Raw genomic sequence first — 26,798 nt, forward strand, 5'->3', positions numbered from 1 at the left:
GCAGCGCGCCGGCCTTGCAGTCGGCGGCCTGACCGCCGGTCAGCAGGAAGGCGAGCGGGCGGCAGAAGCGATCGGTGAGGGCGTGGATCTTGGTCGAGCGCCCGCCGCGCGAGCGGCCGATGGCTTGGTTCTGCTCCCCCCTTTACCCCCGGCGGCGCAGCGATGCGCCTTCACGGCGGTGGAGTCGATCAGCACCTGGGAGGGCGGGCCGCCGGCTTGCGCCAGCGTCTCGAACAAGCCGACCCAGACCCCCTTGGCCGCCCAGCGTACGAAGCGGTTGTAGAGGGTCTTCTTCGGCCCGTAGACCTCACGCGGTGCGTCCGTCCAACGCCCGCCGGACTTAAGGACATGGACGATGCCGCTGATCACCCGCCGGTCGTCTACGCGCCCCTTGCCCCGTGTGTCGGTGGGCAAGTGCGGCGTGATCCGCGCAAACTGCTCGCCCGTCAGCCAGAAATGATCCATCGGCTCCTCCCACGGAAGCCGTGAATCACACCCAAGCCGTCCGCGCCACCATTATGGGTCCGGACGGTAGTCCTGTGACCAATCTTGATCGGACACCCTGCACGGTCGCGTTCCACACGGATCAGAGATATAGGCCCATTCGACGTTTCAAACTCCGAGGCTACCTTTCGGAACGGCTTGGCGGGGATTGTGGAATGGTCCGGACGGGCAGGCTCTATTGGAACGCTATGGTAGAATGCGGCCCCGGCCTCGCTCCGGCGTGCGGTACCGACCACCTCCTCGACGATGACGGACGGGCTCAAACGCGCCTGAAGCCGATCGAGGGTCCCGTCAAGCCGGGCTCAGCTCGCCTCGACGTCGCGTTCGAGGTCCCTGGTATCAGCGATCGTGGATGGCCTCAGATCGCATGGAGCAGTATGATCCCCACGGAAGCGGGCTTCACTTCCGGCTGTGGATGACCAGTGCGAGAAGATAACCGAGCGCGCCTGCCATCGCGACGACCATGAGCGGCGACTCCTTCGCATATTGGCTGAGCGCGTCACCGCCCTGTCGATAGGCATGCTCGGCCTCAGGGAAGCGCTCACGCCCTTTCTTGATCGCCTCACCGGCGAGATCGTTCGCTTGGTCGGCCACGTCGCGCACGGCGTCCTTGGCCTGTCCGACGATGTTCTCAGTCGAACCCTTTAGCTCGGTCACCCTGCCCTTGCCCTGGGTCCCAGGGTCGCCAATCGCGTCGCCAACCTTACCCTGAACCTTGCCGCCGAGTTCCTTCGCGGCGCCGGTGATGCGGTTCTTGTCCATGGTGTCCCTCCTGATGGGCAGCCGGGCCCACATGCGGCGAGCCCGGCCGGTTTACGCAGAGCCGATCAGTGCTTGCCGGTGCTCTTGCCGTGAGCCTTGGTCGAGCTCTCGTGCGCCTTCGCCGAATGGCCGTGGGCCTCTTCGGCGTGCTTGCCGGCCGTCTTGGCGTCGCCCTTCTCGTGGTGCTCGGCGGCCGTCTTGTGTGACTTGGCGGCGGCCTCGTGATGCTTGGCCGCCTCGTGGTGTGCGTTCTGGGCCATGGCTGTATTCCTCGTTCGGCACCGTCACGGTGCTCGTTGCGGTCGTATCGACCGGCGCGTCCGGGCGAGGTGGTCCTCAACCGGCGTGCGGCGTGTCCTCAGGCTCACCGCGTCAATGGGCGGGCAACCTGCCATCGGCGGCGTAGCGGTTCACCGCCGAGGGAAGCTCCCGTGAGAGCCAGAAAAGTAAGTCGCCATGCGACAGGTCGGTCAGCCACGACAGGCTGTCGCGCACCGCGGAACATGCGGCCTGCTGCCGAAGGGTGATCTCATAAACGGCGGCGTGATCGGCCGCGCAGAACGTTACCAAAGCGCGTGCTCATGCTCGGTCGGCATCCGACCTTGCGGGGTGAGCTGGTCGACCACGCCAGGCAGCAATTGCGAGAGCTGCGACAGCAGGTCGGAACTGCCCATGCCGGTCTGCTGCGAGAGCTGGCCCACCGTCTCGGGACCGAGCGCGGCGCCGAGGTCGTGGGGCGCGATCGGCTGATTTTGGCCGTTTCCGATCCATGAATTGATCGCCCCACCGTGGCCGGCCTGGGTGAATTGCTCGATCAGGGCACCGAGACCGCCGGCTGCGCCTGCACCACCGAGCAGACCGCCGAGATCGCCCTGACCGGCGCCAGCCATGCCGCCGCCCGTGTTACCCAACATGCCGTCGAGGCTGCCGCCTCCGGCCCGCGCCGCCAGAAGGCTCATCAGGACGCCGACGAGGGGGTTAGCGCTGCCGCCCTGTTGCTGACCGGCGTTACCGCCGACCACGCTGCCGATGATGCTGTCGAGTAGGCCCATGAGTGGTGCTCCGGGAGCGGCCCTTAGGCCGGGATGATCGTATGGGTCGACGATGAGGCTGGACCCAAGGATGGATGCCGAGGATCAGACTGGGTGGTTGTAGACACGCACCCTGCGGGCACCCGACATCGGCGTATCCGTACCGGCCATAGGAGCGCTCACCGCATCGTTCTCGCGCACGACCGAGCCTGCAGCCGCGTCCGAGCCGATCAAGGTCGATGTGTCCCTTGGGGTCCCGTCGGCAGTCTTGCTGCTCCAGCCCTCGCTCTCCCAACCCTGGGCGCGCGCGTCGAGATCGACGGCACCGTGCTCCTCCAGGATGCGCGTGGCCACGCCGGCGTGAGCTTCATCCGCCCTCACGGTCAGCAGCGAGCCGCCGCGGCGCACGCCCTCGGCGTAAGCATGCGCGTCGGTCTCACTCACACCGGCGCCGGTCAACGAGCCGGTCAAACCGCCCGCTGCTGCACCGATGCCCGCACCGGTCAGCGTCGCCACGAGCCAACCGGCGGCCACGACCGGACCGACGCCCGGGATGGCCATCAGTCCGAGGCCGGCAAGGAGGCCCGCGCCACCGCCCAGGATCGTGCCGAGCGTCGCGCCGGTCCCCGCACCGGTGGCGGCGTGCTCGGCGGTGTCGCCCGTTCCAGCGGTGCTAGTCTCCGCCTTGTTGCTGACGAGGCTGATATCGGAGTGCGGCACGCCGGCTGCCTCCAACTTCGTCACCGCCGCCGCAGCGTCGTCGTAGCGGTCGTATAGAGCCGAGAGGGTCTGTGCTGGCATGGAATGACTCCAAGATATTCGGGTGGGACAGATCGAGCGTGGGGACCGGCTACTGGACCGCAACGTTCCCCTTGAAGTCGAGGCCGATGCTGGCAGCTTTGCCGTCCACCATCGCGCTGGCGTGCCAGATGCCGTCGCCGTCCTTCTTCAGATCCTTGACCTCATGGTAGCCGGCCCGCTCGAACCGCCGGCGAGCTTCGCCCTCGGTAAAGCTGTTGGCGCCCCGCTCCAGCTTGACGTTCGTCCCCGTGCCGGTGGCCGCGGGCCTGTCGTCGTGGGCGTGATCGGTGTTCGGCCGCGTCACGGCGTTCTGCCCGCCGGAGGTTGCGCTGGAGGCACCACCCGTCGCAGGCTGCCCGGTGACGGTCGTCTGCGCCGATGCGGGCGCGGCCCCGAGCAACGGCAACAGGAGCAGGATCGAGCGGTTCAGGGACATCGCCAGGCCTGTTTTTCTGATTGCGGTAGAGGGACGGGCCGATCCAAAGTCGGATCTCAACAGGGTGCGCCGCCCGGTGCGTCGAGGCTCCAGGCAGCGCGCTCTTGTGGTTCAGACCGGCTTGCGGGTACCCGGCGTGGTGCCGGTGGTCGTGGTGCCGGCCGTGCCAGTGCGGCTGACGTTGCCGCGCTCGTCCTCGACCTCGACCTCCGTATGCCGCACCTTGTCGGTGATGGTCTCGGTGCGCTGACCCGCGTCCTTGCGGATACCGACCTCCTCGACCACGCGGGCCTCCTTCGACACCACCGCCTGCTCACGCATCTCGGTCGCCTCGATGGTCTTGCTGGCGAACAAGGCCTCGTCGGCCGCCGTCACCGGCCGGTCGACCGCGCGCCGGTCGACGTGCACGGTCTCGTCGCGCAGGGTGACCTGCTCCTCAACCGGCTTCTCGACGACGAAGGAGCGAACTCGGACCCGGCCGCTCTCGGCCACGCGCTTGCCGACGTTGAGCCGCTCCTCAACGATCGGGATATAGTCGGTCTCGCCCGTGGTCGTACCGGCACCCTTCAGGGCCGCGGCGCCTGTAGCCGCCGTTCCAGTTGCTGTCGTGCCCGTGGTCGAGCTGGCCGTCGTCGTGCCGCCCGTCGCCGAGTACCCGCTCCAGCCTTCCTTGCGCCACGTGCTCTCGCGCTGGTCGAGGTCGACCGAGCCGTGCTGCTCCAGGATATCGTAGGCCGTCTCGGTTTGCGCCGGCTCGACGCTCGCGGTCAGCAGCGTGCCACCGCGGCTCAGGCCCTCGCTGTAGGCGTAGCGATCCTCCTCCGGCATGAAGAAGTCCTTGAGCGAGCCCCAGAAGCCGCCCTCGTCCTTGTGGTAGTCGTATGAGCCGCTCGTGCGCGCCGTCTGGGCACCTTGCACGAGCTTGATCGCCGATTGCGGGATGCCGGCGGCGACAAGCTTGGCCTGCGCGGCCTGCGCCTCTGCCGGGCGGTCGAACAGCGCGGTGATCGTCTGTGTCATGGTGTTGTCTCCTCGGTTGAAAGGGGATCGATCTGTTCGCTGGCGTGGCCGTCCGGGCTCACGCGTTCGACCACGGCCCGCTGCTTGCGCAGCGTCACCGGGACCTCGACGTCCTCATCCGCTGAGCTTCGACGGATGTGCACTTCTTCCTTGAGGACGAGGCGCTTCTCGACGACGAGGATCTCTTCCAAGACCGGGATGATCGTCACCCCGCCCTCCTCGTGGATCACCGGAAGGGTCTCGCCATCAGCGAGCGTCCGGTTCACCGGCACTCGAGTGACCGCGACCGTGTCGCTGCGCAGGCTCTCGCGTAGGACCTGTTCGACGGTTTCGGTCTGGGTCGAGACCCGCACCCGCCCGGTCTCGACCGCCCGCTTGTCGATGCGAGCGCTCTCCTCGATTAACGGGAGGACCACCTCCTCGCCCACAGTGACCTCCGCCGCCTCTGCGACTTGCGTCCGGGAGAGCTTCGGCTGGCTGGCGGCGGGATCGCTCATGGTCAGACCCGGCGCTGGGTCGTGGCGGTGACGCCGGTGCGGCTCACCACCGGGTCGACCGCCGCACCGCGGCCGGCGAAGAAGGCGGCGAGCGCGCCGAGGATCAGCGCCAGGGCACCGTAGAGCGCGCCCTGCGACCCGACCCGTGCCGCGGTATCAGCTGCCTGCTTGGCCTGATCCTTGGCCTTGGCTGTCGCGTCGTTGAACTGCTGCACGTATTGGGCGACTTGCGTCCGAGCCTGCTCGACCGGGATGTTCTGCGCCTTGGCCAGCGCCTGGGCGGCCTTCTCCTGTGCGTCCTTCTGCTGGGCGGCGTCACCGCTCACCGCGGCACGCATCGCGCTGACGGCGGCGTTCTTCAGGGCGTCCGGGTCGTTGCCGGTGCCGTTGCGGACCGAGCTCTCGATGTTCGAGAACGGGTTGTCCATGCCCGGCAGCGACGGGGCCGCGGCCTGTGCGGCGGTCTTCACCGACCCGCCGATCAGGTTGCCGGCGCCACCCAGTGTGCTCGACACCGCGCTCGACGCGCCGCTGACGACGCCACCGACCGCCGAGGACAGCAGGTACACGACGACCAGCGTCGAGACCGCCCAGGCGATCAGCCCGTGATAGGCGGTGGTCGTGTTGGCCGGCTTGCCCGAAAGGCGCCCGGCGAGCCAGCCGCCGGCAGCGGAGGCGAGGATGCCGGAGATTACGAACCAGATCCCCGCGCCGGACGAGAGTGACCCAGCGGTCGGGGTGCCGTTGCCCGCCGGGTCGACGGTCGAGAGACCGATCCCGAGCCCGACCATGTTGAGGATGACCTGGGCGACCAGCGCGATCACCGCGCCGGCGAAGACCGCCCCCCAGGAGATGGAGTGCAGCGCTATCGTGCGCAGGTCCTCCGCTGGGGAGGCCAGGCTGGTAGTTGGCAGGTCGCGGTCGTAGGCCGCGCGGGTGGTGTCGGGTGATAACGCCATGCTCGGTACTCTCAGATCTGTGTGGTTCGGGCTTCGGCCGAAGTCGGCGAAAGCGGGTTTGGTGGGGCTCACAGCACCCGGCGGCCGATCAAGGCGTTGTCGAGCTGCAGCCCGACCACCGCGCCGACGACGGTGACGAGCAGGTCTGCAGGGGTTCAGCCCCCCGACGCCGGGCTGACCGAACTGGTTGCCGTCCGTGTATCTGCTCGCGCTCCAGCATCACGAGCGGGTCAAGCGCTTTGGCCTCGGCTCGCGGTTCGACGACGCATGTGCGGCTTCGATCGCGACGATCTCGGCGGCGGCTTCCGCCTGGATCGCACGGTCGCCCTCGATGATGCCGATGGCTTCCTTGATCAGCGCCCGGGCATGGTCGGACGAGAGCACCTTTCGACGCTCGGCCACACGGGTCTCCTCGCATCAACCCGCCGGGATGATCTTCCGAGATGCTCGTGTGAGCAGAGCTACCAGCGTGTAATCAAGCGATTTACTAGAAGTTCCGACAATTTACATAAAGTACATTTACACCAAGTCGGCTTGGTAGTTCTATCACGGTTTTCTTCGCCGTTAGCTCCGGTGCCGCGTGTTCGGCCCGATCCCGCGCTCCTGCGCCCACACCACCACTGCGCTACGGCGGTTGACACCAAGCTTGCGGTACAGCCCGGAGATGTGGTTGCGCACCGTGTTCGGCGACAGCTTCAGCTCGGCGCCGATCTCACGGTCGGTCGCGCCCTGGCAGATCCGCGTGAGCATGTCTTGCTCGCGGATTGTCAGGTTCGCGACTCCAAGCGACGGTCGGCCGGAGCGTGGCGGGTGGCGCAGGGTCGCCAGCTTGTCGATCACCCCGTGGCTGAACCACGACGCATCCGCCATAACCGCCTCGATGGCGGTGATCAGCTCACGCTCCGAGCGCTTGCGAGCAGTGATGTCCTGCAGAACGCACAGTACGCAGGCCTCATCGTTGATGCGCACCCGCTCGGCCGAGACGAGGCAATCGATCTCGGCGCCCGTCGCATCCTGCAGCGCGGCCTCGAAGCCGCGAACGCTGCCAAGCCGCCTTAAGTCCCGGGAGAACTTGCGCTGCTCGGCGCGGTCGACCCAGAGTGCGAGGTCGGCGAGCGACTGGCCGCCCGCGTCCGCGGGGGCTTGCCCGAAGGTGCTGACGAAGGCTTGGTTGACGCTGGTGATTTCCTGCCCATCCGCGTCCATCAACGCGCTCGGCACCGGCGAGAGGTCGAACGCCTTGGCGAAGCGCTCCTCGCTGTGGCGCAGGGCTATCTCGGCTTTGCGGCGATCCTCCAGGTCGGCGAAGGTGAACAGCATGCACGGTTCGATGCCGCCCGGGCCTGGCATCTCAATGGCGTGCCCCGCTACGATCACGTAACGGCCGCGGCCACACGGCGTGGCGAGCTGAGCCTCCATCTGTGGGATGGTGCGGCCCTCGTGCAGGCGATGGATCGCCATCTCGCGCCGCTCGGCCTCGCGCAGCAGGTCGATCTCGCAGAAGGTCCGGCCGAGCACGTCGTCGCGATGGTACCCGGTGAGGTCGAGGAAACCGTGGTTGACCCGCACGAAGCGCAGATCGGCGATCCGGCAGATGATCGCCGGGGCCGGGTTGGCATTGAACATCCGCTCGAACCGGGCCTCGGCCTGGTAGCGCTCGCTCACGTCCTGCATGACAAGGGCGAGGCCGTTGGGCGTGCCATCCGCATCGGTCGTTACCAAGCTACGGATGCGGTGCATCCACCTGTGTCTCGGATCCCGAGTTGGGGTCAACTCGACGACGATATCCCGGAACACCTCGCCGGCCAGCACGCGGTCGAGGGGATGCTGCAGCGGGCCGATCTCGCGATGATTGCGATAGTGCAGCGTGAAGTTCGCGCGGTACTCGGACACGGTGGCGCCGAGATCGCTGACATCTGTCACCCCATGCATCATCACGGCGGCATCGTTCGCGTAGGCGATGGTCTGATCCGGCTCGATCAGGATCACGCCCTCGGACAGGCCGGCCACGATCTGCTGCATCTGCGTGTGATGAGCCGCATCGGCCATCGGCGTATCTCCATCCGAAGCGCCAACGCTCGAATGCGAGGAAAAGCTCAGACCGCCGCGTTTGAGTGTCCCTGATCTGGCCGATCGCCGCGAATAAACTGGCTGAGCAGATCGTAGGCCGAGGAACTACGCCTATGAGCGCGCGAGGAGGTTATTACACACAAGTTGCAGTTTGGGCCGGCGGCTTCCGGTGAGGAACATGACCTCGACTGTGCCTTCGTTCATCGACGCAACGTGGAGGCGGTAGCCCATATTCGTCGCCAGCATGCGCGCCTGGTCCAGCGTACCGGCGGCCAACATCATCGTGAACTCGGCTATGCCCGATGCGAGTTGAGCCGCGAGGAGACCGATTTCGACACCTTCGTCGAAGGTCTCGTCGCGGCCAGCAAACCGCAGGCGCAGACCGGGCACGACGTGGATGTGGCGCATGGCTAGTCCCTCTGGACACCTCGCACTGCACAACCGATGTGGTTAACGTCGCGTTAGCGGTGACGCGCTCTCGAAAGATCCAAAATCCTACGCGATCGCTTGGAGGCGGGAGCAGCCTCTCGCACGTGCGCGACACGCTCGGTTCCAGAACGCCGCGTTATGCGCAGGCAGCCCTAGGACGGTGGAGTCGCCGAGCCGCGCATCTTGAGGGCGGTCCTCACCTTGGCCAAGCCCGCGGAGGCGACATCGGGATAGGGGCAGATCCGTGCCATCTCACCGGCCCTGCGGCGAGCCGTGTGCGGCTTGGCGAGCAGCGGCCCTGTGGCGAGCGCGTCGAAGTAGGCCATCCAGTACCGAGGCTTCATGGGCCGCGGATCACTCAATCCTATTTCCTTCTCTGACGGCATAGTCGTTTCCGATCGGCAAGCTGCATACCGCAGAGAACATCCTACTAAAGGGGTGAACGCGGCCTCAATCCCTTGAGCCAATGACAAGCGGCCAAGTTCCAACGGCAGCGTTCCAATGATCTTGCCCTATTGGAACGGTGCACTTCCCGTCCGCTTTCGGGCGAACTGTCGGGGTCCGGTTCCCGCCCATAGCAGCCGATCGGCATGGTTCGTTTTGGGTATATGCCAAAACGAACCGACAGAGCCGGTCTTTATCCACATACGTCCAGGAAATCATGGCACCGAGCTGGACCCGTCGCCGTCTGAAATGGTCGCGATACTTGAGTGTTGGGGTGGCTAATAGCGGGGCGGCGAAAGGTCAGCTCCCCACGCAGTCCATTCTCTGAACGCTGTGCCGGCACGTAGCAAATCCGAGCGGCCACGGCGGTTTTAGGTCTTTACCCCAGTCCGGGGCACGGAAACATCCGTGATGCCGGATGAACCTATCTTCCAGCTTCGGTGGTTGTGTTCGAGTGATCCACCGAGCTGAGAAGCATTGGATGGGGCGCGACGATGCGTGCGCCACGTCAGGATGTTTTCAGGCGCAGCTCAGGTTATGCGCGTCAGCGCATCCTTTTTCTGTACTCGGTGGACGAAGGCTGTGGCGGCGTGAACGAGCACGACTGCCAGGAGGATAAAGCCCAACCAATCGTGGACGAGGTTGGCCGGAGCCATCATCCACGAGATCCTACCCACGTGCCCCGGCATGACTGGGATGCCGAAGGGAGAGAACGACCTGCCAGACCCGTATTGGCGCAACAGGGCAATGCCCGGTACGGCAACCATCAGGGCGTAGATCAAGGCATGCCCCGCCACCACGGCGCGGCCTAGGCGCCCCGGATGCGGCGGTCGCCGTCCGAGGTTGGCCAACCCCCAAGCCCCACGCAGCAGGGCGAGGATGAAGAGGGCGAAGCCCAGGGAGTAATGGCTCCTGTCTAAGAAACGCGTGATCGTCGTGTCGCCGATGCCGACGTAGAGAAGCGCCCCCGCGAACTGCCACGCAAAGAGCGCTGCCATGAGCCAGTGGAACGCGCGGCTGATGCGGCCGTACCGGTGGGGCGTGTCGAGCCAGCCAGCCATCAGTCGTCCCCCGTTTTACCGCCCGATGCCGTAAGGCCATCGTGGGGACTGCTTCGATCCCGTTGATGGGATCGGGTTCATGGTCCGCTTTGTACCCACTGACCCTACCAACCTCAGGCCGACGACGTGTTGGTTTGTGCTTCGTTGGAAACGTCGCCTCCGCCCGGGGGCGAGTCGAGAGTGTGGGCGGACACAAATCAGTCAACGCGTGCTATCAAGCGGGCGGAAGCTGCTAATTTTTCGTGGATGTGTGGTCCCGGCGACAGGCGATGGCGCGGCGATTGTTTGACTCTTCGCCGATTATTGCTGAACGCGATTGAAGCAAACCACGACTTGTCTATCAAATTTTACGACACCGACCCCACGACCTCGACGAGCTTGCCGACCGCCAGCGTCGTCATAAACCACGTGAAGTCGATGAGCGACGCGGTGCTGCCCGATTGGATAGGTGCATGGGCACTGTTTACAACCGAAAATTGTACCGTATTATGGGCAACGCTGCAGGGCGACGATAATCTTAAGAGACCGCCCGGAGGATCAAGTTTGTGTTCCGCGTCAACGTCCTAAGGTCCAGCATTTGATCGTTGGGGGCATGACATGGTGGTGGTACTCGATCCCTTGACCGGCAAACTCATCCAGATCCGTGTTCCGCCTCGACCGCCGTCCAAACCAAATACGTAACGAACAAGACGTCTCTTGTATTGATACTGGCGCGATAGCTGTTTAATTATACCGCAGTCGCGATCCATCACCACGTGCCAGCGCTTGACCGACCTTGAACAAGGCGGCTTTGACGTCTTTCAAGCCCGACGTCGCATCGTGCTGCTCCATCAGCGAGTGCACGATGATGAGGTGATCCGCGATGATATCGAGGGGTGACACGGCCTGCGTAGCCACGTGTATCGGCGGTGGGATGAACCTCTCGATCCCACCATACGCTGCAATCTCAGATGTTTCAGTCGGTGCAAACTCGGTCATGGACCCGAGATAACCGAGGAACGAGCGCCCCGGCGGTCCAAACGAGGGAACACCCCCGGCCGCAAGCCACCGCACTGATCCATCCGCGCACCGAACGCGAAACCGGACACAGAACTCGGCCTGTGCCTTGGCCGCTTCTGAGAAGATGGCTCTGACAGTATCCTGGTCGTTTTCTAGGACTGGTGTGGTCCAGCCATCCCGGTATGCCGCCTCGCGTGTCTGTCCGGCATAGGCGATCCATTCCAGGCAGATGTATGTAATTTCGCCCTGAGCGTCGGTCGTGAAGATCACCCGCCCCTCCCGCATCAGTCCGAGGGTGCCGACGATCTGATACAACCTTTGAACGCACAAGTCGTTCGCGCTACAACCAGTCGAGATGGTATCTCCGGCCATCGCACGCGCCCGACGATCCGTGGAGGGCATCATGCTGAACGAGAAAGACGCTCGTCATGACAGTCTGAGGCGAATTGCAGATACGCTCCGTATCACCATCGAAGATTTTTATAAAACTAAAGAAAATTGTCGACGCCACGAGCAGACTGATCGAATGTTGATTTTGTGGAAGCAAATATCGACGGACAGTTTACGTGAGGATGCACTGGACGCGATCAGTTCTATAATCGCGAAGAACATAGTATAATGTCTCCGCAACGGTCTATATGGCGATCACGCTTGGTTCGCGAAGCCTTGCGTCAATCGCCCACGCTGCGCCTGATACGGGGGGAGGGCACCGCCCTATCGTAAAAGTACCTGCAAGCGGACCTTCTCAAGGCCTGCTTCGGGTCGTGAGCAACTGCGAAGGTCGGTCTGCTAAAGGTGGATCCAAAGCGGACTGATCAGGCCGGTTCCTGGTCGCATGCCGTTCCTACACCGGCTCCGGTCTAGTCTACTAAATGCCGGTTGGCCGTCCAAACCAGACCGTCAGCACGTGAACCATGCAAACCAGACTGCCGGCGGGTCTCAGGCCGATCCGTCACGTCAGACCCGTAGCTCTGCGTCACCGGCATGAGACGTAGCTGTCGGCAATTCGACCGTTTTCCCGACATCCCGGCGGGGTGGGGCGAAAATTAGCCAGACAGCTCTTCTGCTGTCAGTAAAACGCGTCGGTAAATCTACTGTCGGGCAAACGTCATATTGGGTTGGCAGACCTCAACGGATGAGCTGGACCTCGATGCCGGCAGCGTCAGCGATCACCTGCCAGGCAGCGTCCGCAGTGACCGCGACCGCATCAGAGCGGGTGGCCAACGCCAGACACAGCCGATCTCCGATCCCAAGCCCTCTCGAGCGTGTCAGCGGCTCTAGCAGAGCAGCACGGATACAAAGATCGTCGTCGACCGGGGTGAGCGGGAACACGAGACCGTACCGTAAGCCCCGCACAGCAGCTTCATCCGCTCCGTTGCGGACTAGCCATCCGGCGACCTCGCCGAAACTCACCGTCGTCATCGTGGCGGTGCCGGTGAAGGCGTCGAGCACCTGCTCCCAGCCGGGTTCCCGGCGCAGGTAGGCGAGCAGCGCCGAGGCATCGAGGACGCTACGCGCCACGATCGAGCTCCGTCGTCGATGGGGCGCCCTGATCGTCTGTGTCGGAGAATGTACCCGCCTCCCTAGCTGCCTCCGCACGTCGTGCCGTGAGGAAGGCACTCACCGATGCGCCATCGTCGGACAGGAAGGAGGAAGCCTGGGTCTGCAGCTCGGCCATGGCGGAGGCGACAGAGCGCACCCGCAGCTCGCCGTCGACCAGGGTCAGCACGACTGGCCCACCAGACTCCAGACTGAGGGCTTTGCGCGCCTGGGCTGGAATGATCAGCCGACCTCCGGCATCGATCTTGGACACCATCGCATTCATGACATCATGATCCCATCGGCGTAAGTGGGCACGCTCAACCAGGGGCGAACGATTGCTCATCGCCCTCCTATCGACCAGACGGCCGGCCGGCTAGCAGCCTCGAGACGTATGCCGTAAAATCTCGCTGTGGCAATTTCACAAGAAATGGTCGGTTCCGAGGCAATCGGTGTGCGTGGTGTGCGTAGAGGCATGGCCGAAACCGAACGGTTTCGGCCACCGGCGGGAGATCAGGCCGAAACATAGGCTTGCGGTAGTTTCGGCCAGCGTTTAGTTTCGGCCACCGCTTTCGACCAGATTTTTGCCATGCCACGCACCTTCGCCTACCTGCGCGTGTCCACCCTCGGCCAAACCACCGACAATCAACGTCAGGAGATCGCGGCCGCAGGCTTCCAAGTGGAGCCGCAGCGCGTGATCACGGAGACCGTGTCGGGCAGCGTCGCGACCTCACAGCGCCGGGGCTTCGTCCGCGTGCTCGATCGGCTCGAGGATGGTGATGTCCTCGTCGTGACTAAGCTCGACCGATTGGGCCGCAACGCGATGGATGTCGGCGGCACGGTCGCACGATTGGCTGACATCGGCGTACGCGTGCATTGCTTGGCGCTCGGTGGCGTCGACCTCACCAGCTCGACCGGCAAGCTGACGATGGGGGTGATCAACGCGGTCGCCGAATTCGAGCGTGACCTTCTGATCGAGCGCACCCAGGCAGGTCTGGCGCGGGCGCGCGCCGAGGGCAAAGCGATCGGCAGACCAGCAAGCCTCACGCCGGAGCGGCGGCGATTGGCTGAGCAGCTTCTGCGTGAGGGTCAGGGTGCCTCGGCGGTAGCACGGGAACTCAGGGTCAGCCGAGCGACGATCCGGCGGGTGGAGGCGGCGACGCGCGCAGTCGAGCATGGGTGATGCACCGGCCTGCAGTGGGGCAAGTAGGTACCCCGGCTGTGGCTTGAGTGCTCTCCCCTAGTTCGATGCCTCCGAGCTAAGCCGGGAGCGGCGAAGCGGCCTCTCAGGGCAAGGCCGTATGATCCAGGGTCCGATGCCGATTAGCCGCCGCCAGCTCGCCGCTTCGCTCCTCGCGGCCGCCGACATAGCCGACCGGCACGCGATCGCGGCCTTCATCGCCGACGCCGCGACGCAACCGGCTCCCAACCCGTTCCCCCTCACCAGCGTCGGTGCTGTGCGCCAGATCTGGCGGCAGCGCGCTGCCGAGTTTCAATCCTTTGATGTCGAAGCGCTGGGGCTCTCGTGCCTGCTTGCTGCGATGTCAAATATGGACGTCGACGAGGCGCTCGTGCAGGAGATCGTGCGGGCCGGACCTCACACCGCCAACGTATTTCACCGGGGTGACGGCTGCTGGATCGTCGGTGCCGTGCTTTATGGCAAGCCAGGCACCGGTCTGCCAGTCTTAGCCAAGTCGAGGCACAAGCATCCCGCCCCTAGCTTCCGATCGCGGACTCGCAGGGATGCGGGGCAGCTCGATCTGTTTGCCCGAGCCTAGGCCGGACTGTCTTTTGAGAAGCTTCTGCAATGCAGTCTTGCTGTGCCCGCCATGCTGCATGCTGAGCGAGAAAATTTGATAAAGCTTGAGCCGTTAGGTGCTGTGTTATGGGCGTTAGGTGGTGTTAGTCCTGAATTTCAAGCAGCTTTACTGGAAAAATCCCACGTGGTTCCGCCCCGTGATAAGTCTAAGGCGCCGGAGGGACCCATTCAAACTGGGATCTTTAGGCGCGAAGTGCTGGCTGACCTCATGTGTAGGCAACGGTCTGGCCGGTGAAGGCCCTGCATGACCGCGTGAAGGCAGGTGCGTGCTCGACCGCAGCGGGAGCGGGCGTCGGCTGCGCGTGACGAGCGAGCTGCGCAAGAGCGGGTGATCTCGAGAGGACGTGCGGGCGGCATCCTCCCCAGCTGGATGCCCTGTGCTGAGTGAGCGAGCCTCTCGCTACGCTTTGGGAGGTCAGGGAGGCGGGAGGAACGGACCAGGCGCTTGCCTCTCAAGGATTAGGGCCGTCCTTTTATCTAACTCATTGTTCGGATTGTTCTTCTGTATCACTAAGGGAAGGTAGGGATCATAGGGAGGATAAATCTCTGGTATGTGTGAGAGGACTCGGGAACAGAGAGTGTGCTGCCCACATCCCACTCTTGTATAGAGACTTGAGATTTGCCTCCCTAAGTTCTCCAGCCTCCTTAGGTTCGGGTAAGTGCTTGAGATATCGATCTTGCCCTTCCCCGCCGGCCCTGGGAGGCTAGCCGCATGGCTTCCAGCCAGCCTCCCCAGCCCCGCCCGTCAGTATTCGCGGGGACCAGCGGGAGTGTCCAAGCGCGGCATGAAGTCGGGCAGGACGCGCAGGCCGAGGTACACAGAGATACTCGACTTGCCTTTCTCAAAGCCGAGCGCTGAGGCTGTTTTCGGCATCCGTCGAGAGAAAGTTGCCAACGCGAAGGGCGTTTGACCGTTGCGCCGACAGAATATCTCAAATGCCTGGTAGAGCCGGCCGGCTTCGATCGTGTCAGCCGGATTGTGCGTCACTGTGCAGGCACCATGGATGAAGGCTGCCAGGATATCGGACTCATCCCGGTATTCCTGTGTCGCTGCCGTGACTTCCTGCGGCGGATCGAGCTTGCCCCGATTGAGGTAGTCCAGTGTCCCGGCCACGAGCCAGTTCAGGATGCCAGATCGCTCCGCCCACAGCTTGTCACTGAGCTGCTTGTCTACCTCGTTCGGTGGGATCTGCACGTCGAACGGCAGCAGATTGACACGCCGCCAGATACCGTCGTCGTTGCCCTTGATGGTCGGCTTGCGATTGGCGGAGACCACGATCTTGAACGTGGGATAGATGTCGACGAACTCCTGGTTGAGGCGTCGCACTGGGATCGGCTCACTCGAGGTCAGCCCTTTGATGAGCGCCTCGTCAAAACCAACCCCCTCCTTCGGCTCGGCTGTCCGCACCAGTCGCGCACCCGGCAAGCGGGCAAGATCGGGCGTCGCCTCGGATCCCTTCTTCGGACCGCTGCCGACAAGGGTGTCGATCGGAACGGAGGTCGAATAGTCGCCGAGGATGCGCGCGACGACGTCGACCAAGGTCGATTTGCCGTTGCGGCCCTCTCCATGAAACAGGCAAAAGCACTGCTCGCGGGTCAGCGCGGTCATCGAGTAGCCGAAGTACCGCTGCGCGTACTCACGCACCGGTTCGCTGGGCAGAATGCGGGCCAGGAATGCTTCGAACACAGGCGCCTTTGCCCCCGGATCGTAATCGGCATCGGCGAGCTTAGCGATCAGATCGCCGCGCGTGTGCGGAGACAACTCCGCCACGAACTCGCGCTTGGCGCGGATCATATCCGGGTCCGGACACTCTGGATCGGGCACCTCGCGCTCGACAAACCGGAGTGTTCCGTTGCCGAGGTTGAGTGCGAGCGGGTCCGCGTCGAGGTCGCCAATCGGCTTTGACAGATAGGCCAAGGCTTCGGCGAGCATGCCATCGATCTTGCCCTTGTTGCCGCTGCTGTTGGCGAAACGGCGGCGCTGTTCTTTGCGCTGATCGACTGCCTTCCGGGCTGCGACGCCGCGCTCGATGATCCCGTTGGCCTCGCGGATCTCCTCACTGACTGCATCTTTCCGCGTTTTCGAGTGAGCATCCGGACTGCGCTCGGAAAGCTCCTGAAGCTCGCGCTTGAGCGCCGCCCTAGTCCGCGTAGCCTCGTCTGCGGCCTCTATGTCGGCCGCCTCGCCTGGGTTCGGTCCAAGGACGTGAGCTTCGAGCGCTACAGCCTCAACGGTGCCGTGGGCCAACGGGCGGGTGCCGGCGGCGTCGATATCCTCCCTCCAACGCTTTCCGTCATAGACGTGCCACCCGACGCTCTGCACATGCAGCAGGTCGGTGCCGTAGCGAGCCCGCAGGCGCCGGCTGTTCCCGATATCGTTTTGTGGCTCGCTGGCACACAGGCGCAGCAGCGCCCAGTCTGTATCAGCGGGCGCCGGCTGTTCTGGGTCGAGTACGTCAAGTACGGCTTCCTCGAATGGCCGAGGGAAGCGTGATCGCGCGTTGGCACCGAACGCTTCCGCCACGGCATTCGCCATCCTATGCGGCACGGGCGCGGACCCGGCCAGCACGGGCGCATTTTCGAAGATGTCGACACTTAAAGGTCGAGTTGTATCAATCATGGGTTGAGAGCCTAGTCAGAAGGTTGAGGGTGACGTGGGAGCGTCGTTGGCGCGCTGGAGCCTCCGCGCGCGTTGGCGTGGACAGTGATCGTCTTGCTGACTGAGAGGCACGCGGTCGCGAGGGCTGTCCGGGGACGGTGCCTGTGCCTTGGTCGCGTCCGAGAGTTCAGGCTGCTACGGAGCCGCCGCTCGTGACGCATGCGGCCTTGTCAGCGGCCTGGCGCTCAATGGGATACGGAGCGGCTCTGAAGCGAGCTTAGCCAGCGCCCGTGGCGTACCGGCCTTAGCCTGGAGCGCCATCGTGGTCCGGTGCATGACCGAACCCGCGGCCGGAGACGATACGCCTCAGAACAAAAAAAACCCGCGGCACGTGCCGCGGGTTTTCAGGACCCTTCTGAGGGTGTTCTGACTATGGTCAAGTTTTTTCCTCACGTCAAATTGGCGGCAAAATCCGAACCGGGTGCGCCGCTATGCTATTGCTGCGGCGAGTTTTTCCCGTTCCGCGCAGGGCGCCCGAGCCTTCTTTTTGGGACCGCACGGAACGCCAGGACGTGCGCGTCCGCGGCGTCCCGCAGGGCGTCGATGGCCGGACCGCGCTTGACCCGGTCCACCGGTTCCCACGGCTCGGCTGGGGCCGCCGGTCCTGTCACCTCGACGTCGGGTAGGTCGGCGAGCTGCGCCTGCAGCATCCCGAGGGCGGCAATCCACACGGCCTAGGGGCGCGCGTCTCGACCACCTCCTGCGGGCCCGCCTCGTAGATCGGAGCGTATCGCTCGACGAGGTCATGCCGGCTGGGCGCATAGATCGGCCGCATCCGTTCGAGGTCGTGTCCCCGGGCATGGTGTAGCTTATTGAGGGCCACCACGATCGCCGTCCTGCCCGTTGATGAGGACGATCGTCGACGTCACGAGGGTCGTCAGGCGCCGCGAAGCGCGAGATCGTCGCGACCCTTGCCGCGCCTGCCTCTGCGCTCGACCTTGACGATCCGGCGGCCGTTCGCGTCGTCGACCTTGATCCGGTGCCCGAGCTGGGCAGTCGTTTCCTCATCCCACGCGAAGAAATCGATGCCGCCGGCGCGCTCGATATAGAAATCTGGTAGGCGCAACACGGCGTCGTGCAGTTCGAGGAAGGCATCTGGCGTCGCGGCCAGCCGAGCCTGTAGCTCCTGCATCGCCGCCGCCGTGTCGGCCGAGAACAAAGAGCTGTCGACCTTGTCGTCAGTGGAACAACCTCCGCTGGCGTCCTTCGGCCCCGACAGACCGAGGAGGGCCGCGCCGGACCTTTCGGAGCCCATGAACGGCCCTCTCCTCGTATGCCCGGGTAATCAGGGCTTCAACGTCGATCGTTTCAAAATTTTTTTCACGGCCCCACCTCGGTGTTTGCGACCATTGTGACCAATTGCGACCATTCTGAAAAATGGTCGCGATCAGAATTATTCATTCTTTTCAATTACTTATATGGGTCTTGGCGACCAATCGACCAATTTGGAGGATGTCGTGTGATAATGAGAAAAAAAACGCGCGAGTTTTGACAATTACTCATAGGCGAGCGGGCGCGCGAAATTGGTCGCAATGGTCGCGCACTCGCCTAAGCGATTGATCAGGCTTAATTTTCAGCGCCGCGACTATTTTAGAAATTAGTCGCGATTGGTCGCAATGGTCGCGGAAAATCGAAATCTTTGGCCGCTGAGCGGGCAAATGAGAGCATGGCGGGCGGTCTGGCAGTCTGGCAAGTCCCCTTTCGCCCGCTGGTATGACTTTCGGCCGGCCAGACAGCGGACACTTGCGCTCATACCACCTATGCACGGGGTTTTCAGCTTTCTACGACCGGTGGCGTCCAGGCCATCTCTTTGGTGCGAATGCCTCGACGGTCAGAGCACGCCTAAGCGTGACTGTTAAAGCATCTACGCCTGTCCTCGGCACACTGGGGGCGGAATTTCGGACGAGCGTGAAGGTCAGCGACATCCCTTCGCCGACACAATCCAGCCTACCCAGAAGCCGAAAATCGGCAATGCTCAAGGCTCCGACCGATTAGGACGCTAGCACGAAGTCCGCACCGGCAAAGCCGAGTCCCGCGACGAACAAACCACCGCCCATCACCTCAAGGATGGCGCGGTAGCGTGAAGACCACAGAGAGCTGGCTGCCATGCTCACGCCCGCCACGACACAGAACACGCCCAGCGACATCATGATGGCCTCCACGTCGACCAGCGACACGGAGGCTACGACCGCCAAGCTGGACGGTTCCATCCGGAGGCAGCCGTCGACAGGTTAATCCGACCGTTCCCGTGAACGCCGCTTGCATCGGTAGGCTCGACTCGCTTGGTCGCCCCGGCTGTGTAGTGCCCAGCCTCGGCTCGCCGTGCCCGCAGGTCCTGAGTGCCGGGCTGCGAAAAATTTGATGCCGCGAAACTTCAAGTCGAGCCGGCCCGTACCGCTCGGCCATGAGCGATCAACACGACGACCCCACGTCCCGAACTTCCGCCTTGGCGGATCAGATCCATGCTGCTCGCATCCGAGGCGCCTTCTCGATCGAAACGTTGGCCACACTGGCACAGGTCGATCCCGAAGCCGTCGCGGCGATGGAGAGCGGCGCGCCGACCACTGACGTGTCGGCTCAGGACCGGATCATGGATGTGCTCGGTGTGCGGCTCGGCGGCCACCGCTAACTCGCGGGACGACCGATTTCACCGCTCAGACCCACGGCTGAGGAAAGCCGCCCGCCTTCTCGCCTTCGATATGGACAAGGCCTCTGACCTCGGGCCTGCTCTCACACGGGCCTGGGGATCGTCGATGCCTCGATATGCGGTACTTGGCTTGGGGCTGTCGCTGATCCTGCTCTCAGGGCCCGCGTCCGCTGCCGAACCAGTCATAGGCCGCGCCTCCGTCACCGACGGTGACACAGTGGTGATCCGCAACATCCGTATCCGCCTTCACGGTATCGACGCCCCCGAGAGTGCTCAGGTTTGCGAGGACGTCGACAGCAAGGAGTACCGCTGCGGGCAGGCGGCAGCCCTCGCGCTCTCGGACCATATCGGCGAGGCAAACATCTCGTGCGAGCCACGGGCCACGGATCGCTACGGGCGAACGGTCGCCGTTTGCCGGAAGGGAGCCGAAGATCTGAACGCCTGGATGGTCAGCCAGGGCCACGCCATCGCCTTCCGCCGCTACTCCGCGGACTATGTCGGGCAGGAGAACGAGGCGCGCACCCGCAAGCGCGGGATCTGGGCCGGCACGTTCGAGGATCCCTCCGACTGGCGCCGTAGAAAGCGCGGCGGCCAGGGTGAGACACGGCCCGGGGCCGAGATGCCGCGAGCCACACCCGAGTCCATGACCTGTACGATCAAGGGTAACATCTCGCGCTCGGGCGAGCGCACCTACCACCTACCCGACAGCCGCGACTACGCGCGCGTCGTGATCGATGAGCAGGCCGGCGAGCGGATGTTCTGCTCCGAAGCCGAGGCGCAGGCCGCCGGATGGCGAGCGCCACGCCGGTAGCCACTGGACGGTAGGATCGGCGACACGGCCGGTGCCCCGTGGGCCGCCGGTGTTCTCAACGTATTCGGACTGATGTGCACAGTGGTAACCGAATGTATGTCAGTAGCACAATTCGCCACTGAAATTCGATCTATAGATCCAGTTGTTAACAATTTGGTATCGTTGACGAGATATGAAGCGCCTCAAATCGAGGTCGTACCATGCGCGTTCTGTTAGTCGAAGACGACGCTACTGTCGCACAGAGCATTGAGTTGATGCTCAAGTCCGAGAACTTTAACACCTTCACCACCGACTTAGGGGAAGAGGGCGTCGACCTCGGGAAGCTGTACGATTATGACATCATCCTGCTCGATCTGAACCTGCCCGACATGTCGGGCTATGAGGTCCTGCGCAACCTGCGTGTGGCGAAGGTGAAGACGCCGGTTCTCGTTCTGTCAGGTATGGGCAGCATCGAGGACAAGGTGAAGGGCCTCGGGTTCGGGGCCGATGATTACCTCACTAAGCCGTTCCACAAGGACGAGCTGATCGCGCGCATCCACGCCATCGTGCGCCGGTCACAGGGCCACGCCCAGTCGACGATCACGGTCGATGACCTCGTCATCGACCTTGACGAGAAGCTGGCATCGATCGAGGGTATACGTGTCCCCCTGACGACGAAGGAGTACCAGTTGCTGGAACTCCTCGCACTCCGGAAGGGCTCGACGATCACGAAAGAGATGTTTCTCAACCACCTCTACGGTGGTTTGGACGAGCCGGAGCTGAAGATCATCGACGTCTTTATCTGCAAGCTGCGCAAGAAGCTCGCCAACGCCAGCTCGGGCAAGAACTACATCGAGACCGTTTGGGGCCGCGGCTACGTGATGCGAGATGGCATCAGCGAAATGCGTGCCATGGCGAGCTAGAAGTCCGTAGGTAGAGATGGAAATTCGTTACGCAGGTTGATTTCTCGTGTTGGCTGGCACAGATGGCTTGCTTCACTCGAGCAGGTGCATTGGGGACGAGAACACGGTGTCAATTCAAGTGGAAAATATCGATCATATCGGGCTGACGACGAACCTCGTCGCAGCCTACGTGTCGAACAATCACATCCAGCCAGGCGAGATCGGCCCCCTGATCGCCAGCATGCATGCGGCGCTTGCCGGGCTGGGCACCCCTGTTGCACCTGCCGCTGAGTCTGCCACGAAGCTGACGCCTGGTCAGATCCGCAAGTCAATCACTCACGACGCGCTGATCAGCTTCGAGGACGGAAAGCCGTACAAGACGCTGAAGCGTCATTTGACGAAGCTGCGCCTGAGCCCGGAAGCCTATCGTGAGAAGTGGGGTCTGCCGAGAGACTATCCGATAGTGACCGCCAGCTACTCCGAGATCCGCTCGACGCTTGCCAAGAGCATAGGGCTTGGCAGCCAGCACAGGACGGTCATCTCGGAAGATGTGGAGCCTGCTGAGGCCGTCCCCGAACAGCCGAAGCGGGTTGGCCGACCAAAGAAGACCGAGACGGCCGCGAAGGCTTGAGGCTTCGGGACCGACGCAATCTGCCGAACCTTCGCCGCAGATGACGCCCATGGCATAGCCTGACAGTAGCAGTTCAGGCGGTTACCCATGCCACGGTCTTTCTTACGGATCGCCGCTCTGGTCGCCCTCGCTTGCCTACCCACGGCAGCGGGTGCCCAGAGCGCATCTGAGCCACCTCAGAAACCCGCTCCAAGAGCGACATCTTCCGGTGAAGAGGCGGCATCAGCCGTGGATCCGGCAGTGCTCGATCGCTGCCGACAGCAGGCTGACGCTCAAAAGCTCAAGGATGGACTGGAGCGAAAGGCGTTCATGGGGACCTGCGTCACCCCAGAGGATTGAAGCGCGGCATCGCCCTGCCCCTGGTGCTTCTCATAAAACGCTTTTTCGCAAATGGCCGTGTGCATTTACACGCCGGAGCTAACTGACCAGCTCACCACCCTGCTCAACCGCCTGAACGCGCACCGGCGTACGCTCATCATGGCGATGGCCAAGCACGATAGATTGCTGGCTGGCAGCGACCTCTGCCAAGTTGGAGAACGTGATCGCCGCGGTTACGGCTGAAGAGGCGAGCCGCGGCCGTGTTCAGGGATAGAGCGGGTAGGGTGTAACGAGGATACGGCGAAAATCGCCGTCCTCCTTGTGCCAGACGGAGCGCACGTAGGGTGTCGTTCCGTCGGCCGCTTTCAGCGGACCCTTGTAGACATATTTCGTGCCGAACCCTGTCGGCATCTCGCGCACGAGGTTGCTTTGCTTTCCATGCTCGAACAGGGCATGGATCAGAGGTTCTATGGCTTCCGCGCTGAACCCTCGGCTGAAGAAAAACTTGGCCTTGCCTTTATTGTCTGGCTGATCCGGATTGAGCAGGTAGCCTTTGATCTTCACGTCCCCGATGGCGAGATCGGCCGTCCAATCATCGCTCACTGATGCGGCTCAGGCCGCGCGCAGGGTGTCAGCAGATAAGGTGCAGTTGCCGATTACCGGCCGGGCGAACTCGACTTCGTATGCCTTGCCGCCGCCGTAGATGGTCACGACAGTTCCATGACTGCCGGCCGGGACGGGCATCCTGTCGTCCGTCTCAACGGCGCACAGAACCTCAACGACGCTCAACTCTGCGAAGAGTGGGTGCGCGGCGGGATCCTGGAACTGATGCATCGTCTCATAGGACATACGCTAAATCTGGCGCATCCCGTCAAGTCTAGCAACCCTGGAGCATGCATACCAAACGGCGCGCGTCCTGTAGCGCCAGATGCCGCGCGCACGAAGCCCCCGTCGTCTTGCCCAGCGCACGGCAGATTACCGCACCGTGTGGCAGGATACGGTATCAGTGCGGTAGCGGTACGATAGGCGGAGCCAGCAGCCTCATACCTCGCCCCAGATCTGGCGCACTCGAGCTACCGCTGGCCGTGCAGCCATCCGTTCGAAATGTGCTGCGAGGTTAGGGGGAAGTGGAATGTCTTGCTGCGGCGCCCAACGCTCCGCGTAAAACAGTGCGGTGTCGCCGATCGTGAATGCGTCACCCGCCACGTAGGCGCGGTCCGCCATCTGCTGGTCCAGAATGGTCAAGGCTTGATCGATGATCTCGCGGCCTTGCTCCTTCACCGAGCTGTGGCCGAGCTTAAACGTCTGGTGAAGCGTGTCCTGAGGCTCGTAGTTCTCCGTCTTGAAGATCCGGCCGAAGCCTTGCAGGTGCAGGGTGCCGATCGCGTAATCCATCACCTCCATGCCCCGCCGCTCGGCTTTGGGATCTGCCGGGATCAGCCCCTTGTCCGGGTTTGTGCGCGCAAGCCACGTGGCGATAGCGCCGTATTCGGTCATGACCGTCCCATCATCTCCCACGAGGGTCGGAACCTTGCCTTTAGGATTGATCGACTTGAACCACTCCTGCTGCGTAGCACCTTCAGCCACGTCCATCTTCACGCTCTCGTAAGGTCTGCCGATCTCCTCCAGCAGAATGTGGATGCCGATCGCACAGGTGTGCGGTCCCCAATAAAATTTCATCAGCTGTCTCTAACCTTGGATGGCGGTAGTACGAGGAGGCTCAAAGTGGCTGGTCGTGCCTAAGCCGAAGTATGCGTGTTACTTCGAAGGCTCCGCTGGATTGATGCCGGATGGCGATGCCGTGCGGTTCGGCAACGGAGCTTGAGGATCGTGCGCGGAGTCGCTGGTCGGGTTCGCAGCCGGGACCGGCCGATCCTTGTTCTCCGCGATCGAGCGGCCGCCGGGATTGGACACATCCTTGGCGGCCGACTCCTCGCGCGGGACCGGAGCTTGGCTAAAGCCGTCCTGGGCGCTTCGGTCTTTGTCGCCCATCGCGTCGATACCCTTGATCTCGCCGGGCTTGGTTTGGGCGTGCAGAGATGCAGGGAGCGCCAGGGTTGCGAACGCGGCAAAGGCCACGCTCAGCGGAAGGGGAGAGCGGGCCATCGGCTTTTCTCGGCTGTCGTGAAAATGCTCACGAGCAACCTGTCGCGTCATCTGCATGTTCCGGCTTCAGGAATTCCTCCCGACAACCGGATCGTGCCGCCGATGCCCAACCCAACCCCGGATCGTGAGGAAAGAGCGGCTACGCCCATTCTGCCCGCGCACATCGAGGACACGATCCGCGCGATCGCGGATCTGCATCATGAGCATCACCGCAAGGCTACACCGGTCCAGCGCACCGTCGCCTGTATGACTAGCGCCATCGGGCGCCCACGCTTCGTCGGCCTGCTTACCCTGGCGATCCTCGCCTGGATCGGGATGAACCTCGTCCTCCCGACGCTTGGTCGTACAAGCCCCGATCCGCCGCCCTTTGCCTACTTGCAGGATGTCGGCGGCATCCTTAGCCTGTACATCACCAGCCTAATCTTGATCACACAGCGGCACGATGAGCAGTTGGCCGAGCATCGGGCTCAACTTACCCTGGAGCTTGCCATCCTCACCGAGCAGAAGAACGCCAAAATCATCGCCCTGCTAGAGGAGATGAGACGCGACGATCCGCACATTGAGGATCGGATCGACGAGGAGGCCGAAGCGATGGCGCAGCCGGCCGACCCGCAGGCTGTCCTCGACGCCATCAAGGACACGCATGGCGACCTTCTTTCAGCGGGTGAATAGTTTCCACGGGCGTGATCCAGTTCGGACAACCTCGCTGACTTCTGCCAGCGCTGCCGCGTGATCCACGATCGTCCTGAGCATCAGCAGCGGCGCCGACGCACGCTGATCGGCGAAAGACGCTCAATGACCTATTCGGCGGGCCCTACATCTGAATTGATTAAGGGGTACATGATCATTCTAGAAACAAGGTCGCGCTATCTCGCTTAGCGGCTCGATGCGCTGAGCATGAGGATTGATGCTGGACCGTCCGATCATTAACCTTGCCGTGTGGCTTTCGAAGCCCGTTGGCTTCCTGACGACCTGCTTCACCGTCGCCGCGGGGCTAGGGGCTGGCTTCGTCCTCAGCTTCAACGACCACTGGGCGCTCGTCTTCAACCTGTTCCTGTCCATTGCCGCCATGCTTTTGGCAGGCGTCATCCTCGTGGCCGGCGCACGGGACACCGCTGCTATTCAGATAAAGCTGGATGAGCTGATCCGCGCCGTCGAAGACACCGATGAACGCCTCATCGGGGTTGAGGCCCGTAGCGCCGAGGAGCTGGAACTGATCAGGCAGGACCGGCAGCCAGCCTCGGCCGCTAAATTCGATACCAAAGCTTGAGGCGCGGGAGAGCACGGTGTTGCTCGCGTCAGCTCGGTTTGAGCGCTATTGGCGATGCCATCATCATTGCGGCTGCCGCTCGAAGCCGTTTGCAGTTCTGATCAAGAAGGATCGGGCATGCCGAACACGTTTGGCCTCAACCGCACGTTGGGCGGCGCCATCGGCGTCATCGCGCTGGTATCGGTTCTCAGCAGTGGGGCGGTGCTGGCCACGCGCAACCAGCTGCAGGATGCGACCGACGCCCTCGACCGCTCGACGCAGGTTGCCCGCGGGCTCGACGCCTTCCGCACTGCCATGCTCAACCAGGAGACGGGGCTACGCGGCTACCTGCTTACCGGACGCGAGAGCAGCCTGGAGCCTTACCGCTGGGGACGGCCAGCTCTTGATGAGACGATCACGCGTCTGCAGACCCTGATCGGCGATGATGCCCAGCGGTCGCGCCTGTTGGTCGATGCTGTGACTGCGGCGCGCACTTGGCAGACCGATATCGGCGAGACCGCCATACGTCAGGCCGCCGACCCAGCGACGCGGCCAGATGCGGTGCACATTGAGGCGGAAGGCAGAGGCAAGCAGTTCTTCGACACCCTACGGGGTAAGCTCGCCGCTATCGACACCCTAGAGGAGCGGACCCGTGCAGCGCAGGCGGTGCGCGTCGGGCAGGCCAAGCGTGATGAGAGCTTCGCCTTATGGGGCGGCACTCTGCTCACACTTCTGATCTGCGCCGCGATCGGCGTCGCCATCAACCGCCTGATTGTCCGGCCGCTGACGCGCGTGATGGGCTTCGTCGAGCATGTCGGAGAGGGCGACCTCTCCGGCAAACTCGGGGAGGGAGGGCATAATGAGATCGGCCGCTTGGGCCGCAGCCTCAACGCGATGGTGGCGGGTCTCTCGGACCTCGCCCGGACCAACCGCACCGCCACCGCCGACCTGAACACGGCCGCGGCCGAGATCCGCGCCTCCGCTCAGGAGCAGGCGGCCTCCGTTGAGCAGCAATTTGCCGCCGTGCAGGAGACCGCCGCCACGGTCGACGAGATCACGCATTCGGGCGCCCAGATCAGCAAGCGCGCCACCGAGGTGATCGCCACCGCGCAGGCCACCGCCCAG

General features: G+C 63.5%; 34 protein-coding genes and 1 pseudogene. 10 read left to right on the forward strand and 25 right to left on the reverse strand.

Features of this window, described 5'->3' with window-relative positions; all coding sequences use genetic code 11:
- From MKK84_RS19215 to MKK84_RS19300, 18 genes and pseudogenes are all read right to left on the reverse strand, one after another.
- Nucleotides 1-465: pseudogene (locus tag MKK84_RS19215) on the reverse strand (IS5 family transposase); the annotation flags it as partial.
- Between the two features lie 438 nt (nt 466-903).
- Nucleotides 904-1,266, reverse strand: coding sequence for a CsbD family protein (locus MKK84_RS19220; RefSeq protein ID WP_243922522.1), 363 nt, complete (start codon nt 1,264-1,266; stop codon nt 904-906).
- Between the two features lie 65 nt (nt 1,267-1,331).
- A complete protein-coding gene (locus tag MKK84_RS19225; RefSeq protein ID WP_091721931.1) occupies nt 1,332-1,526 on the reverse strand; it encodes a hypothetical protein in 195 nt (64 codons plus the stop codon).
- A gap of 112 nt (nt 1,527-1,638) precedes the next feature.
- Nucleotides 1,639-1,836, reverse strand: coding sequence for a hypothetical protein (locus MKK84_RS19230; RefSeq protein ID WP_243922524.1), 198 nt, complete (start codon nt 1,834-1,836; stop codon nt 1,639-1,641).
- Nucleotides 1,830-2,318, reverse strand: coding sequence for a YidB family protein (locus tag MKK84_RS19235; protein WP_243922525.1), 489 nt, complete (start codon nt 2,316-2,318; stop codon nt 1,830-1,832). Before MKK84_RS19235 ends, MKK84_RS19230 begins: the two co-directional genes overlap by 7 nt.
- 84 nt (nt 2,319-2,402) lie before the next feature.
- Nucleotides 2,403-3,098, reverse strand: a complete 696-nt coding sequence (locus MKK84_RS19240) for a general stress protein (protein ID WP_243922527.1) — start codon at nt 3,096-3,098, stop codon at nt 2,403-2,405.
- Nucleotides 3,099-3,147: 49 nt separating this feature from the next.
- Nucleotides 3,148-3,534 carry a hypothetical protein gene (locus MKK84_RS19245; protein ID WP_243922529.1) on the reverse strand — a complete coding sequence of 129 codons (387 nt, stop codon included), beginning with the start codon at nt 3,532-3,534 and terminating at the stop codon, nt 3,148-3,150.
- Nucleotides 3,535-3,645: 111 nt separating this feature from the next.
- Nucleotides 3,646-4,554 carry a YsnF/AvaK domain-containing protein gene (locus MKK84_RS19250; protein ID WP_243922531.1) on the reverse strand — a complete coding sequence of 303 codons (909 nt, stop codon included), beginning with the start codon at nt 4,552-4,554 and terminating at the stop codon, nt 3,646-3,648.
- A complete protein-coding gene (locus tag MKK84_RS19255) occupies nt 4,551-5,051 on the reverse strand; it encodes a YsnF/AvaK domain-containing protein (protein WP_243922533.1) in 501 nt (166 codons plus the stop codon). The genes MKK84_RS19250 and MKK84_RS19255 overlap by 4 nt, the downstream gene beginning before the upstream one ends.
- Before the next feature lie 2 nt (nt 5,052-5,053).
- A complete protein-coding gene (locus MKK84_RS19260; protein WP_243922535.1) occupies nt 5,054-6,010 on the reverse strand; it encodes a PhnA-like protein in 957 nt (318 codons plus the stop codon).
- Nucleotides 6,011-6,229: 219 nt separating this feature from the next.
- Nucleotides 6,230-6,412, reverse strand: a complete 183-nt coding sequence (locus MKK84_RS19265) for a hypothetical protein (RefSeq protein ID WP_243922537.1) — start codon at nt 6,410-6,412, stop codon at nt 6,230-6,232.
- Nucleotides 6,413-6,574: 162 nt separating this feature from the next.
- Nucleotides 6,575-8,059 carry a PAS domain S-box protein gene (locus MKK84_RS19270; RefSeq protein WP_243922539.1) on the reverse strand — a complete coding sequence of 495 codons (1,485 nt, stop codon included), beginning with the start codon at nt 8,057-8,059 and terminating at the stop codon, nt 6,575-6,577.
- A gap of 132 nt (nt 8,060-8,191) precedes the next feature.
- Nucleotides 8,192-8,488, reverse strand: a complete 297-nt coding sequence (locus MKK84_RS19275; RefSeq protein WP_243922541.1) for a hypothetical protein — start codon at nt 8,486-8,488, stop codon at nt 8,192-8,194.
- 173 nt (nt 8,489-8,661) lie between these two features.
- Nucleotides 8,662-8,853, reverse strand: coding sequence for a hypothetical protein (locus tag MKK84_RS19280; RefSeq protein WP_243922543.1), 192 nt, complete (start codon nt 8,851-8,853; stop codon nt 8,662-8,664).
- A 630-nt stretch (nt 8,854-9,483) separates the two neighbouring features.
- Nucleotides 9,484-10,014 (reverse strand): cytochrome b, encoded by a 531-nt coding sequence (locus MKK84_RS19285; protein ID WP_243922545.1) that lies wholly within the window; start codon nt 10,012-10,014, stop codon nt 9,484-9,486.
- 723 nt (nt 10,015-10,737) lie between these two features.
- Entirely contained in the window at nt 10,738-11,328 is a 591-nt protein-coding gene (locus MKK84_RS19290; RefSeq protein WP_243922547.1) for a PAS domain-containing protein, read from the reverse strand.
- Nucleotides 11,329-12,141: 813 nt separating this feature from the next.
- Nucleotides 12,142-12,534, reverse strand: a complete 393-nt coding sequence (locus MKK84_RS19295; protein ID WP_243922549.1) for a PIN domain-containing protein — start codon at nt 12,532-12,534, stop codon at nt 12,142-12,144.
- Complete coding sequence (locus MKK84_RS19300) at nt 12,524-12,898, reverse strand: AbrB/MazE/SpoVT family DNA-binding domain-containing protein (RefSeq protein WP_243922550.1); 375 nt, start codon at nt 12,896-12,898, stop codon at nt 12,524-12,526. The genes MKK84_RS19295 and MKK84_RS19300 overlap by 11 nt, the downstream gene beginning before the upstream one ends.
- Before the next feature lie 243 nt (nt 12,899-13,141).
- On the opposite strand from MKK84_RS19300, the gene MKK84_RS19305 reads away from it, so the two are divergent.
- Nucleotides 13,142-13,735 (forward strand): recombinase family protein, encoded by a 594-nt coding sequence (locus tag MKK84_RS19305; RefSeq protein WP_243922553.1) that lies wholly within the window; start codon nt 13,142-13,144, stop codon nt 13,733-13,735.
- A 118-nt stretch (nt 13,736-13,853) separates the two neighbouring features.
- A complete protein-coding gene (locus MKK84_RS19310; protein WP_243922554.1) occupies nt 13,854-14,330 on the forward strand; it encodes a hypothetical protein in 477 nt (158 codons plus the stop codon).
- A 786-nt stretch (nt 14,331-15,116) separates the two neighbouring features.
- Here the strand turns inward: MKK84_RS19310 and MKK84_RS19315 are convergent.
- The 3 genes from MKK84_RS19315 to MKK84_RS19325 all read right to left on the reverse strand — a co-directional run bounded on the left by MKK84_RS19315 (nt 15,117) and on the right by MKK84_RS19325 (nt 19,240).
- Nucleotides 15,117-16,991, reverse strand: coding sequence for a phage/plasmid primase, P4 family (locus MKK84_RS19315; protein ID WP_243922556.1), 1,875 nt, complete (start codon nt 16,989-16,991; stop codon nt 15,117-15,119).
- Between the two features lie 916 nt (nt 16,992-17,907).
- Nucleotides 17,908-18,189, reverse strand: coding sequence for a hypothetical protein (locus MKK84_RS19320; RefSeq protein WP_243922558.1), 282 nt, complete (start codon nt 18,187-18,189; stop codon nt 17,908-17,910).
- A gap of 832 nt (nt 18,190-19,021) precedes the next feature.
- Complete coding sequence (locus tag MKK84_RS19325) at nt 19,022-19,240, reverse strand: hypothetical protein (RefSeq protein WP_243922560.1); 219 nt, start codon at nt 19,238-19,240, stop codon at nt 19,022-19,024.
- Nucleotides 19,241-19,476: 236 nt separating this feature from the next.
- Between MKK84_RS19325 and MKK84_RS19330 the strand changes: the two genes are divergently transcribed.
- The 5 genes from MKK84_RS19330 to MKK84_RS35970 all read left to right on the forward strand — a co-directional run bounded on the left by MKK84_RS19330 (nt 19,477) and on the right by MKK84_RS35970 (nt 22,339).
- On the forward strand, nt 19,477-19,659 hold the full coding sequence (locus MKK84_RS19330) for a hypothetical protein (protein WP_243922562.1): 183 nt from the start codon (nt 19,477-19,479) through the stop codon (nt 19,657-19,659).
- Between the two features lie 124 nt (nt 19,660-19,783).
- Nucleotides 19,784-20,488 carry a thermonuclease family protein gene (locus MKK84_RS19335; protein WP_243922564.1) on the forward strand — a complete coding sequence of 235 codons (705 nt, stop codon included), beginning with the start codon at nt 19,784-19,786 and terminating at the stop codon, nt 20,486-20,488.
- A 200-nt stretch (nt 20,489-20,688) separates the two neighbouring features.
- Entirely contained in the window at nt 20,689-21,390 is a 702-nt protein-coding gene (ctrA, locus tag MKK84_RS19340) for a response regulator transcription factor CtrA (protein ID WP_243922566.1), read from the forward strand.
- A 106-nt stretch (nt 21,391-21,496) separates the two neighbouring features.
- Nucleotides 21,497-22,000 (forward strand): MucR family transcriptional regulator, encoded by a 504-nt coding sequence (locus tag MKK84_RS19345; protein WP_243922568.1) that lies wholly within the window; start codon nt 21,497-21,499, stop codon nt 21,998-22,000.
- An 87-nt stretch (nt 22,001-22,087) separates the two neighbouring features.
- Nucleotides 22,088-22,339 (forward strand): PsiF family protein, encoded by a 252-nt coding sequence (locus tag MKK84_RS35970; protein WP_409566526.1) that lies wholly within the window; start codon nt 22,088-22,090, stop codon nt 22,337-22,339.
- A gap of 243 nt (nt 22,340-22,582) precedes the next feature.
- Here MKK84_RS35970 and MKK84_RS19350 read toward each other — a convergent pair whose 3' ends face one another.
- From MKK84_RS19350 to MKK84_RS19365, 4 genes are all read right to left on the reverse strand, one after another.
- The gene (locus tag MKK84_RS19350; protein ID WP_243922570.1) at nt 22,583-22,921 is read right to left on the reverse strand and encodes a DUF6883 domain-containing protein; all 339 of its coding nucleotides are present in this window, start codon (nt 22,919-22,921) and stop codon (nt 22,583-22,585) included.
- Nucleotides 22,922-22,930: 9 nt separating this feature from the next.
- Complete coding sequence (locus tag MKK84_RS19355) at nt 22,931-23,167, reverse strand: DUF4926 domain-containing protein (RefSeq protein WP_243922572.1); 237 nt, start codon at nt 23,165-23,167, stop codon at nt 22,931-22,933.
- Between the two features lie 192 nt (nt 23,168-23,359).
- Nucleotides 23,360-23,998 carry a glutathione S-transferase family protein gene (locus MKK84_RS19360; RefSeq protein WP_243922574.1) on the reverse strand — a complete coding sequence of 213 codons (639 nt, stop codon included), beginning with the start codon at nt 23,996-23,998 and terminating at the stop codon, nt 23,360-23,362.
- A gap of 78 nt (nt 23,999-24,076) precedes the next feature.
- Nucleotides 24,077-24,424, reverse strand: a complete 348-nt coding sequence (locus tag MKK84_RS19365; protein WP_243922576.1) for a hypothetical protein — start codon at nt 24,422-24,424, stop codon at nt 24,077-24,079.
- Nucleotides 24,425-24,448: 24 nt separating this feature from the next.
- Between MKK84_RS19365 and MKK84_RS19370 the strand changes: the two genes are divergently transcribed.
- The 3 genes from MKK84_RS19370 to MKK84_RS19380 all read left to right on the forward strand — a co-directional run.
- The gene (locus MKK84_RS19370; RefSeq protein ID WP_243922582.1) at nt 24,449-25,096 is read left to right on the forward strand and encodes a DUF1003 domain-containing protein; all 648 of its coding nucleotides are present in this window, start codon (nt 24,449-24,451) and stop codon (nt 25,094-25,096) included.
- 235 nt (nt 25,097-25,331) lie between these two features.
- A complete protein-coding gene (locus MKK84_RS19375; RefSeq protein WP_243922578.1) occupies nt 25,332-25,694 on the forward strand; it encodes a low affinity iron permease family protein in 363 nt (120 codons plus the stop codon).
- Between the two features lie 117 nt (nt 25,695-25,811).
- Nucleotides 25,812-26,798 (forward strand): methyl-accepting chemotaxis protein (locus tag MKK84_RS19380; RefSeq protein ID WP_243922580.1); only part of this gene is annotated, 987 nt, incomplete at its 3' end.

Origin of the sequence: Methylobacterium sp. E-065 (assembly GCF_022829605.1) — a bacterium.
Lineage (GTDB): Bacteria > Pseudomonadota > Alphaproteobacteria > Rhizobiales > Beijerinckiaceae > Methylobacterium.